The following is a 10,447-nucleotide window of genomic DNA, read 5'->3' as shown; positions in this document are numbered from 1 at the left end:
TAGGTTGAAAGAATTGAACTATATTTGCACCCGCTTAAGTGACAAGCGATTAAAAAGAATTAATAATCAGGGTCGGGCACCCTACAAATTAATGTGATATGCCAGTTAAAATTAGACTTCAGAGACACGGTAAAAAAGGTAAACCATTCTATTGGGTAGTTGCTGCAGATGTAAGAGCGAAAAGAGATGGTAAATTCTTGGAAAAATTGGGTACTTACAACCCAAATACCAATCCAGCTACAATCGATTTGGATATTGACGGTTCAGTAAAATGGTTGCAGAACGGTGCGCAGCCAACAGATACCGCAAGAGCCATTCTTTCTTATAAGGGAGTTTTGATGAAGCACCACCTAGCGGTAGGTGTTCGTAAAGGAGCAATGACGGAAGAGCAAGCTGAAGAAAAATTCAATGCTTGGTTGGAGGAGAAAGAGCAAAAAGTTCAAGCTAAGAAAGATGGTTTGAGCAAAGCTGAAGCAGAGGCCAAGGCAAAAGCGTTGGAAGCTGAGAAAGAAGTGAACGAGAAAAGAGCTGCTGCGGCCCTTCCAGAAGAGGAAGTAGCTGAGGAAGCTACTGAAGAAGCTACAGAGGCTGCTGCTGAAGAAACTGCTGCTGAAGCTCCAGCAGAAGAGGCTCCTGCCGCAGAAGAAGCTGCCAAAGAAGAAGAATAGAAACGTAAGACGATGCGCAAGGAAGATTGCTTCTATCTGGGCAAAGTCGTTTCAAAATATAGTTTTAAGGGTGAGGTGTTGGTTAAATTGGACACCGATGAGCCCGATCTTTACGAAAATATGGAATCAGTGCTTGTTTCGTTGGGAAACAACCTGGTTCCATTTTTTATTGATAGGTGCCGACTGCATAAATCCAATTTGCTTCGTATCGATTTCGAAGAAGTAAAAGATGAACCAACTGCGGATAAAATTATTGGTTCCGAGCTCTATTTACCCCTTACCATGTTACCTCCCTTAAAGGGAAATAAGTTCTACTTTCATGAAGTTATAGGTTTTACCGTTATGGATGAGGTTCATGGGGATATCGGAATTGTTGAATCTGTTAATGATAGTGCTTCCCAAGACCTTTTCGAAGTAAAGAAGGGAGACAAGGAATTGTTGATTCCAGTCACAGATGATATCATTACTAAAGTGGATAGGGAAAACAAGACCATCCATGTAAAAACTCCAGAGGGATTGGTTAACCTCTATTTGGGATGATCCCTTCTACTTCAAGAATACCTCAATCACCGGAATTTCTACATTCGGTTTGTTCACGGGAAGAATCAAATTAATATCGTTCTCTCCAAATGTCTGTTTATGCATCCAGTGGCTATAGGGTTCGGATATCTCCAATTCGGAGGCATCGTGCAAAAACTGGGCATACTTTATTTTATCCTTCATGCCCTCCAACAATAAATATTTGATAGGGTAATCCAAAAGGTGTATATACAATCTATTGGTTTTTGGATTGTAAGTAAGAATAGTGTTGTCCGGAGCCTTAAACTCTTCTGGAGCCTGGGTGTTGCCATAAATGGAGCGGCCATTATACTTCATCCATTCGCCCATGCCCTCCAATGCGTTGTCCACTCGGTAATCAAATGCGCCTCTTCCGGTAGGACCAACGTTCAATAGGACGTTACCTCCTTTACTCACGGATTCTATCAATAAAGTAAGTAATTGTCGTTTGCTTTTCCATGTATGTTCGTCGCGGTAATACCCCCACGATCCAGAGAAGGTTTGGCAGGTTTCCCATGGTACGGGTTTTCCGTTGTATTCCACCCACTTTTTAACCTTGAACTGTTCTGGGGTAGTAAAGTCCCAACCTCCGGCAACATCCTTTATTCCAGCCCGGTCGTTGACAATAATCTCAGGTTGTAGCTCACGTGCCATTTTTAGAAGACCAACGGAATCCCAATCTTCACCGCTTTTACCAAACGGGTCGGGAAATGAATAATCGAGCCATAAAAGATCTACCTTTCCATAATTGGTCAAAATTTCAGCCACCTGATCTTTTAAATACTGTCTGTAAATGTCCATGTCCCTGCCTTTGTTGAGCTTGTCGTATTCCTTTTGTGTTTCTGCACTCATGGGATGGTTGCGATCAATGGTATACTCGGGATGGTGCCAATCTAGCAGGGAATAGTAAAAACCGATTTTTAACCCTTCGGCCCTAAAGGCGTCTACCCATTCTTTTATGGCATCTTTGCCATAAGGGCTATTGGTTATCTTAAAATCCGTGTATTTGGAATCGAAGAGTGTAAAGCCTTCGTGGTGTTTTGTTGTAATCACAGCATACTTCATTCCTGCTGCCTTTGCCTTTTTTGCCCATTCCACAGGGTCAAAGAGATCTGGGTTGAAAAGGTCAAAATACTTTTGGTACTCATCATTGGGAATACGCTCCTTTTTTTGTACCCATTCATGTCTTGCAGCTTGCGAATAAAGCCCCCAGTGAATGAACATTCCGAAGCGTGCTTCTGTCCACCATTCCATGCGCTTTTCTTTTTCCGCATCAGTTTCGTCCCAAACTTTGGTTTGGGCATTGGTCAGATTGAAACAAATAATTGAAATGGCAAATACTGAAAATATTCTTTTCATTGGGGGAACAGGTTGGTTGTTATTTCTCCAAAAATCGGGGATGAACCAATGAATACCAAAAGTGAGTTAGGGTTGTGGAAAAGAATTGTGAAGATGACAATTATTAATGTGCATAATTTATTTTTACGTATTTTTTGAATGATATTTAAAGCATGTCAGAACCATTCAAGTTCAAGGAATTTGCCATTCACCAAGATCAATGTGCCATGAAGGTTGGTACAGATGGAGTTTTATTGGGTGCATGGGCCAATGTGGATACACGGCCTAATTCTATTTTGGATATAGGGGCAGGAACCGGACTTATAGCCCTTCAGTTGGCACAACGCTCCGATGCGGAAACCATTGATGCCATTGAATTGGATGACTCCGCATACCAACAATGCGTTTATAATTTTGAGGCTTCTCCATGGGGAGACAGACTGTTCTGTTATCATGCAGGTTTTGATGAATTTGTCGATGAAATGGATGATAAATATGATTTGATCGTATCCAATCCCCCATTTTATTCCGAAGATGTTGTAAGTGGAGACGAGGCCCGAGATAAGGCAAGGCAAAACAGTTCTTTGCCATTTGATGAATTGGTCCGTGGTGTCTCCAAGTTTTTGAACGAAAATGGTGTTTTTGCCGTAATCATCCCATTTAAAGAAGAAGCAGCTTTTATTGAGCTGGCCCAAAAAGTACAATTGTATCCAAAGCGGGTCACAAGGGTGAAAGGAAATCCAGATATTAGTTTTAAAAGAAGTTTAATGGAATTCAGTTTTCATGAGGGTGAAATCCATATGGATTCCTTGGTTATCGAGGAAGGAAGGCACCAGTACACAAAAGCTTATAAAAATTTGACTCGATCATTTTATTTAAAAATGTAACAATACATGAATGAAATGTTATATTTACTCAAAATTTATTCTTAATGAAGCCTGATTTATTTGAAGCCCCAGATTATTACAATTTGGACGATTTACTATCCGAGGAACATAAACTGGTTCGCGATGCCGCCCGGCAATGGGTGAAACGCGATATTTCCCCGATCATCGAGGAATATGCCCAAAATGCAGAATTCCCGAAGCAGATAATTGGAGGCTTGGCCGAAATCGGTGCTTTTGGGCCTTACATTCCCGAAGAATATGGTGGGGCTGGCCTGGACCAGATCAGTTATGGTCTGATCATGCAGGAAATAGAACGTGGCGATAGTGGGGTTCGTTCCACCGCATCGGTACAGTCATCCTTGGTGATGTATCCCATATTTGCATACGGTTCCGAGGAGCAACGTAAAAAATATTTGCCCAAGTTGGCTTCGGGTGAATGGATGGGCTGTTTTGGGCTTACGGAGCCCAACCATGGTTCCAACCCAGGGGGTATGGAGACCAAGTTCAAAGATGCCGGGGACCATTATGTGCTGAACGGGGCCAAATTATGGATTTCCAACTCACCTTTTGCAAATGTGGCCGTTGTGTGGGCCAAAAATGAAGAAGGCAGAATTCATGGACTGATAGTAGAACGTGGAATGGAGGGTTTTTCCACCCCAGAGACCCACAATAAATGGTCGTTAAGGGCATCCGCGACGGGAGAACTTATTTTTGATAATGTTAAAGTGCCCAAGGAGAACCTATTACCCGGCAAGAATGGATTGGGTGCACCCCTTGGTTGTTTGGATTCGGCGCGCTATGGTATTGCATGGGGAGCTATAGGAGCTGCCATGGACTGCTATGATACTGCGCTGCGTTATGCCAAGGAGCGCGTTCAGTTTGGGAAACCGATAGCCGCATTTCAGCTTCAGCAAAAGAAATTGGCCGAAATGATCACCGAGATTACCAAGGCACAACTATTGGCTTTTCGTTTGGGACAATTAAAGAACGCGGGCAAGGCAACAACTGCTCAGATTTCCATGGCCAAACGCAACAATGTGGAAATGGCGATTAAAATCGCCCGCGAAGCAAGACAAATGTTGGGTGGAATGGGTATCACCGGGGAGTACAGTATTATGAGACATATGATGAACCTTGAAAGTGTGATCACCTATGAGGGAACTCACGATATTCATTTGCTGATCACGGGTGCCGATATCACTGGGATCCCTGCGTTCAAGTAATCAATCCCTTGGTATTTTTTTCACGGTAACCTTAATGGATTTACTGATCGGCGTCTGGCTCTTGTCCGCAAATTGATCGTGGGGTACCAGCATGTTGGTCTCTGGAAAATATGCGGCCATGTTCCCTTTTGGGATGTCATAGGCCACCACCAAGAATTTTTCTGCTGTTCGCCGCACACCATCATAATTGCTGTGTAAATTGATGACATCCAATTGGCTCAATCCTTTTTTGGCCATGTCATCTTCATGCATAAAAACAACACGGCGTTCGTTGTATATTCCTCGGTATCTGTCGTTCAGGCCATAAATGGTCGTGTTGAATTGGTCGTGGGAACGAATGGTCATCAACAAGAATTCATCAGGTTTTAATTGATGGTCCGGCAAAGAAGTAATGGATAGTTGCGCCATACCATTGGGTAGTTTTCTAAAATCCCGCTCACGGACATTGTTCGGTAGATAATAACCAAACCCTTTGGATTGTTCGCTGGTGTTTTCAAAACCTTTGACCGTTTTATCGATCAATTTCCTGATAAGGTTGTAATCTTGGCCCAACTCGTACCAATTCATGGAATGATTTCCCCTAAAATACGTATGTGCCAAAAGAGCGATGATCTCGGGTTCACTTTTGATATGTTCGGAAGCAGGGGGCAGAAGACCTTTGCTCTGGCGTACTTTTCCCGTGCTACTTTCCATAGTTAAAAATTGGAGTTCACCATTTTTTTCATCTTTTTCGGAACGACCGAATGTAGGCAATAGCAAAGCGGTTTTTCCTGTCACTAAATGGCTGCGGTTCAGTTTGGTACTGATCTGTACGGTCAAATCACAATTTTGAATGGCTTCGGCAGTGTATTGGGTGTCCGAAGCTGCCATCAAGAAATTACCGCCCAAACAAACAAAAACCTTGGCTTTTTTCTCGTACATGGCTGCTATGGCCTCGACCGTATCATACCCTTTTTCTGTCGGTGGGTCAAAGTTGAGGTGTTTCTGTATGTTGTTGTTCAAGGTTTTGTTCACATAGTGCATAATTCCTACCGAACGATCGCCCTGCACATTGCTGTGGCCCCGAACGGGACAGGTTCCTGCAAAGGGCTTGCCCACCGCACCTTTGAGCAATAAGATATTTACGTATTCCTTAATGCAATCCACTGCATTTTTATGTTGGGTGATGCCCATGGCCCAACAGACGACGATTTTGGAGTTTTCGGCCAACAATTCCGCAACCTTGTCTATTTTTCGCATGTAAACACCGCTCCTGCGTTGAAGGGTTTCTATGTCGTAGCGTTCCAAATCTTTCAATAGATCATCATAACCATCTACGTACTCCACAATAAATTCGTGGTCCAGGACATTGGAGTTTTTGACATCTAATGCTACCAATTTTTTAAGCAGCAGTTTGGCCAAGGCAATGTCTTCATTGATCTTGACAGGAAGGTGTATGTCAGCAATTGGTTGACCATTCCCCAACATGTCGGAAACACTTTGCGGATTTTTAAAGTTGACCAATCCAGTCTCAGCCAATGGATTTATACTGATAATCTTGCCACCATTCTTTTTACATTTTTCCAAAGCGGACAGCATTCTGGGATGATTGGTGCCCGGGTTTTGTCCCACGACCAAAATGACTTCCGCACCATAGAGGTCGTCCAGTTTTACGGAACCTTTTCCGATACCCAATGTCTCAGAAAGTGCCACTCCTGAAGATTCATGGCACATATTGGAACAGTCGGGCATATTGTTTGTACCAAAGGCGCGGGCAAACATACCATAGAGGTAGGCGGCCTCGTTGCTTGATCTGCCCGAAGTGTAAAAAATAGCTTCGTTGGGATCTTTTAGCTTGTATAGTTCATCGGATATCAGTTCAAAGGCATCCTGCCATGAAATAGGTTCGTAATGGACACTGTTCGGTCTTAGGACCAAGGGCTCAATTACCCTTCCAAGTTTGTTTAGCTCAAAGTCGCTTAACCTGGATAGTTCCTCAATCGAATGTTCCTCGAAAAAATCCGCTCCTACGTGTTCCCGGGTAGCTTCATCCGCTAATGCTTTTGCTCCATTCTCACAATATTCGGCGATTTTTGATGGATGTTCTGGAACGGGCCAGGCACAACTAGGGCAGCGAAAACCATCCTCTTGGTTCATTTCCAACAGGCTTCGCATGGAACGCACTATTCCCATTTCCTTAAAACTATGCCGTAGGGCTTCTTTAACCCCCAAAAGACCTGCAGAGGTCTGCATGGGTTCCTTAAGGCGTAGTCCCGTAAATTTAATGTCCCCGGTCAGGGAAACGTTCCGTCTCGTTTCTTTGTCCATGGTGGTCAGTGTTGCAGTTTTGGATTGGGATAATTGTCCGATTGGTCCTCGACCCTGTTTTCAAGGCAAGTAAAGTCCTTTTCCAATAGTAGATGTAGCTTCTTGCCATCATTGAGTTCCATTTCTTGTTCAAAACCAACGGTGTCCTCATGGTGCCAATTTCTTCCATCATCTTCGGGAACCATCATCAAAATGTTGTTATTGGAGTAGGATGCTTTTAAATGCTTTAAAGAAGGTATCAGTTTGACCTGATAATGAAAAATATTGTCGCAGAACTGGGTGGTCTCGGTTATCGAACCGGTTTCGCATAATTGTTTTACTTCACTTTGGGTCAATCTAAACCGTATGGAATTCCCTTTGATCCTTATTTTCATGTATTGGTTAAATTCTTATGGGTAAGTTACGGCATTCCGTTCACTTCTTCGAATCAAATAGCTTTTTGCTCGTTCTCATATCTGCATATCGGGGGTCTTGGATATAGTTTTCCTTTTTCATTTTGATGACCTCGATGCTCAAGAAACCGAATTCTTCCACCACTTTGCCATAAAATCGATAAATACCTTTTCCCCGAAAATAGTATTTGGCGGCAACAGGGGGGAAGAGCACCGTGTCGAAGACTTCCCCGTGTTGGTCCACTAGAGTGGCAAAGTGCATGCGTTTGCCGTGGTGGGTCGAGGTGTTTTTAACGGTGACCAAATACCCATATATGTCAATGTGTTTATTGAGGTGTCGCTCTAGATCTTTTTGTCCGTTCGTATTTTTGGGAGTCTCTTCCAACAATTCAAAAGGACTGCAGAGGCAGAAACCCAAGAGTTCTAATTGCTCAAAAGCGGTCTCCAATGCCGTGGTGTTGAGCTGGGGCATTTTAAATTTTTGATGCCTTGGCGGAAACAGTTTGGGGTGTTCCAATCGGTCGTTTTTGGATAGCATCAAATGGGCTTTCCAAAGCAACTCGTGCTTGTTGATTCCCGTAAAACGAAACGCATCAATACGGATCAGGATGGAAAGTTGCTCCATTCGGATAAAAACACGGTCCAAGAAATCTTCAAGTGATGAAAAACTTCCGTTAAGTATGCGCTCTTTCAAGATGCGTTCCATGACCCTGCTCTCCAAATCGCGGAGGTACATCATGCCCAGATAAATATGCGTGCCATAAATACGGTTTACGTCCATGCTTTTGTTCACACAAGGTGGGTGGATGGTGGCACCCATCATGCGGGCATCGTGTACATAAAATTCCGAACGGTAAAATCCTCCACCATTATTGAGCACGGCCACCATATATTCCAAAGGGAAATAGGTCCTCAAAAACAAGCTTTGATAACTCTCCACTGCATACGAAGCGGAGTGACCTTTGGCGAACGCATAACCCGCAAAACTGGCGACTTGGTTCCAGATTTCCGAAATCAGGGATTCTGCATAGCCCTTTTTTCTGCAATTGGCGATAAACTTGTCCTGTACTTTTTGGAATTCCGCCCGCGAACGGAACTTGCCACTCATGCCTCTACGGAGTACGTCCGCCTCGCCAAGATCTAATCCTGCAAAATGGTGGGCCACTTTGATCACGTCTTCTTGGTAGACCATAACCCCATAAGTGTCGGGCATGATTTTCAACATAATGGGATGTGCTTTTTCCTCGGCCCTGCCCTTGTTACGGTGGCGTAAAATATACTCTCGCATCATACCACTTTTGGCCACTCCGGGTCGGATAATGGAACTGGCGGCCACCAAGCCCAAATAGTTGTCGACCTGTAGTTTTTTGAGCAGCATCCGCATAGCTGGCGATTCCACATAAAAACAGCCCATGCATTGTGCCGTTTTGATCAGGTTGTTGATTTTTGGGTCCTTTTTGAACCCTTTGATATTGTGAATATCAATCTCTTTATGTTTTTCAGGTTGATTGTACGCCACAATATCCAAGGCTTCTTTGATCTTGCCCAAACCACGCTGTCCTAGAATATCAAATTTATAGAGCCCCACATCTTCCGCGATGACCATATCGTATTGTGTAGTGGGGAACCCTTTTGGTGGCAAATGGGTGGCTGAAAACCAATGCAATGGTTTATCACTGATCAAAATCCCCCCAGCGTGAATACTCAAATAATTGGGTTTGCCCTTGAGCAAGCCACCGTATTTCAGTACCAATTTGGAAACATGATCCAATTGGTCGAAGACATATCTTCCTGTCAACAAAAAATCAATATCCTGTGGAGGGAGTCCGAACACTTTGCCCAATTCCCGAATAACGCCTCGTTCTTTAAAAGTGACATAGGTGCCAAGTAGGGCGACATGTTCAAAACGATCAAAAATATATTGCGTCATGGCAGGGCGGTCTCGCCACGAAAAATCAATGTCAAAATCGGGAGGATTGGCTCGGTAGAGGTTAATGAAGCGCTCAAAATAAAGGTCGAGTTCCATGGGGTCCACATCGGTAATGCGAAGCAGGTAGGCTACAATACTATTGGCACCACTACCTCGTCCCACATAAAAGAAGCCTCTTCGCCTTGCTTCGGAAACAATGTCCCAATTAATCAAGAAGTAAGACACAAATCCCATTTTTTTGATAAGGTCCAATTCCTTGTCCAACCGATTGTTGATAGATTCGTTCACTTCCTCATATCGATAGGGGAGTCCTTCGGTACAGAGTTTTTCCAAAAGTTGTTCGTCTTTTTCCACACTTCCCAAATAAGTTTTTAGGTTTTGGGGCTTTCTGTCTTTAGAAAAATCAAAATGGATACTGCACTTATTGAGCAGTTTTTCCGTGTTTTCCAGAATAAAAGGAAACTCTGAAAACGCGGCGGCCAAATTTTGGACGGGATACATTTTCTCTTCCTCATTTGCCTCTTCTTCCTTAGGAAGTTTGCTCAACAATACATTGTTGTCGATAGCTCGTAGCAATCTGTGCGCATTAAAATCCTGTTTGTACCGAAAGGTGACGGGCTGTTGTACCACCAGTTTGGTCTTTAGTGAGGCTAATTTGGAGAAGGGAAGCCGCCGCAGATCTTTGATGGAGATTCCAACAAACTCATGGTCTTGAAAATGGTCAAGCTCATTGAGCAGGACCTGTTCAAAAGGATATACCACGAACACATTTTTAAAAGTGGGAGCTCGGTCTGGAATTTTTGAACCGTCATAAAGGTGACGGGACAAAAAATCGTTCAATTCCAGATACCCTTCGTTGTTTTGGGCAATGCCGATAAAGCAGGGCTCTGTTCCATTCCTAAAATCAATCCCTAAAATTGGTTTTATGCCGAATTCCGGTGCCTTTCGAACAAAGTTCAATCCTGCCGAGGTGTTGTTGATATCGGTAAGTACCAGTTGGGTCACATGGTTTTGTTGCGCCAATTGCAATAGTTCCACCTCTGAGAAGGTCCCGAACCGTAAACTGTAATATGTGTGGCAGTTTAAATACAATTGTCAATGTTCAGTTATCAATTATTCATTGTTTATTGCTCATTGGAAATTG

Annotated in this window: 8 protein-coding genes; 4 read left to right on the top strand and 4 right to left on the bottom strand. The window is 43.4% G+C overall.

Features of this window, described 5'->3' with window-relative positions:
• The first annotated feature begins 98 nt into the window (after positions 1-98).
• Both PY091_RS10430 and rimM read left to right on the top strand, forming a co-directional pair.
• Positions 99-668 (top strand): 30S ribosomal protein S16, encoded by a 570-nt coding sequence (locus PY091_RS10430; protein WP_275649608.1) that lies wholly within the window; start codon positions 99-101, stop codon positions 666-668.
• A gap of 12 nt (positions 669-680) precedes the next feature.
• Positions 681-1,208 carry a ribosome maturation factor RimM gene (gene rimM / locus PY091_RS10425; RefSeq protein ID WP_275649607.1) on the top strand — a complete coding sequence of 176 codons (528 nt, stop codon included), beginning with the start codon at positions 681-683 and terminating at the stop codon, positions 1,206-1,208.
• Positions 1,209-1,214: 6 nt separating this feature from the next.
• Here rimM and PY091_RS10420 read toward each other — a convergent pair whose 3' ends face one another.
• A complete protein-coding gene (locus tag PY091_RS10420; protein ID WP_275649606.1) occupies positions 1,215-2,585 on the bottom strand; it encodes an alpha-L-fucosidase in 1,371 nt (456 codons plus the stop codon).
• A gap of 152 nt (positions 2,586-2,737) precedes the next feature.
• Here PY091_RS10420 and PY091_RS10415 point away from each other — a divergent pair, with 152 nt between their 5' ends.
• Both PY091_RS10415 and PY091_RS10410 read left to right on the top strand, forming a co-directional pair.
• On the top strand, positions 2,738-3,451 hold the full coding sequence (locus tag PY091_RS10415) for a tRNA1(Val) (adenine(37)-N6)-methyltransferase (RefSeq protein ID WP_275649605.1): 714 nt from the start codon (positions 2,738-2,740) through the stop codon (positions 3,449-3,451).
• 44 nt (positions 3,452-3,495) lie between these two features.
• The gene (locus PY091_RS10410; protein WP_275649604.1) at positions 3,496-4,674 is read left to right on the top strand and encodes an acyl-CoA dehydrogenase family protein; all 1,179 of its coding nucleotides are present in this window, start codon (positions 3,496-3,498) and stop codon (positions 4,672-4,674) included.
• Here the strand turns inward: PY091_RS10410 and PY091_RS10405 are convergent, their stop codons facing one another.
• From PY091_RS10405 to PY091_RS10395, 3 genes are read right to left on the bottom strand one after another with little or no spacing between them, the layout of a single operon-like run.
• Positions 4,675-6,981 carry an FdhF/YdeP family oxidoreductase gene (locus PY091_RS10405; RefSeq protein WP_275649603.1) on the bottom strand — a complete coding sequence of 769 codons (2,307 nt, stop codon included), beginning with the start codon at positions 6,979-6,981 and terminating at the stop codon, positions 4,675-4,677. It lies immediately after the preceding gene.
• Positions 6,982-6,986: 5 nt separating this feature from the next.
• On the bottom strand, positions 6,987-7,355 hold the full coding sequence (locus PY091_RS10400) for a DUF7009 family protein (protein ID WP_275649602.1): 369 nt from the start codon (positions 7,353-7,355) through the stop codon (positions 6,987-6,989).
• A 40-nt stretch (positions 7,356-7,395) separates the two neighbouring features.
• A complete protein-coding gene (locus tag PY091_RS10395; RefSeq protein ID WP_275649601.1) occupies positions 7,396-10,395 on the bottom strand; it encodes a DNA polymerase III subunit alpha in 3,000 nt (999 codons plus the stop codon).
• Between the last annotated feature and the right edge of the window lie 52 nt (positions 10,396-10,447).

It is taken from the genome of Flagellimonas okinawensis, from assembly GCF_029194005.1.
Taxonomy (GTDB): domain Bacteria; phylum Bacteroidota; class Bacteroidia; order Flavobacteriales; family Flavobacteriaceae; genus Flagellimonas; species Flagellimonas okinawensis.
Note: the sequence above shows the minus strand (reverse complement) of the source record. Positions and strands in the feature narration are given on the sequence as shown.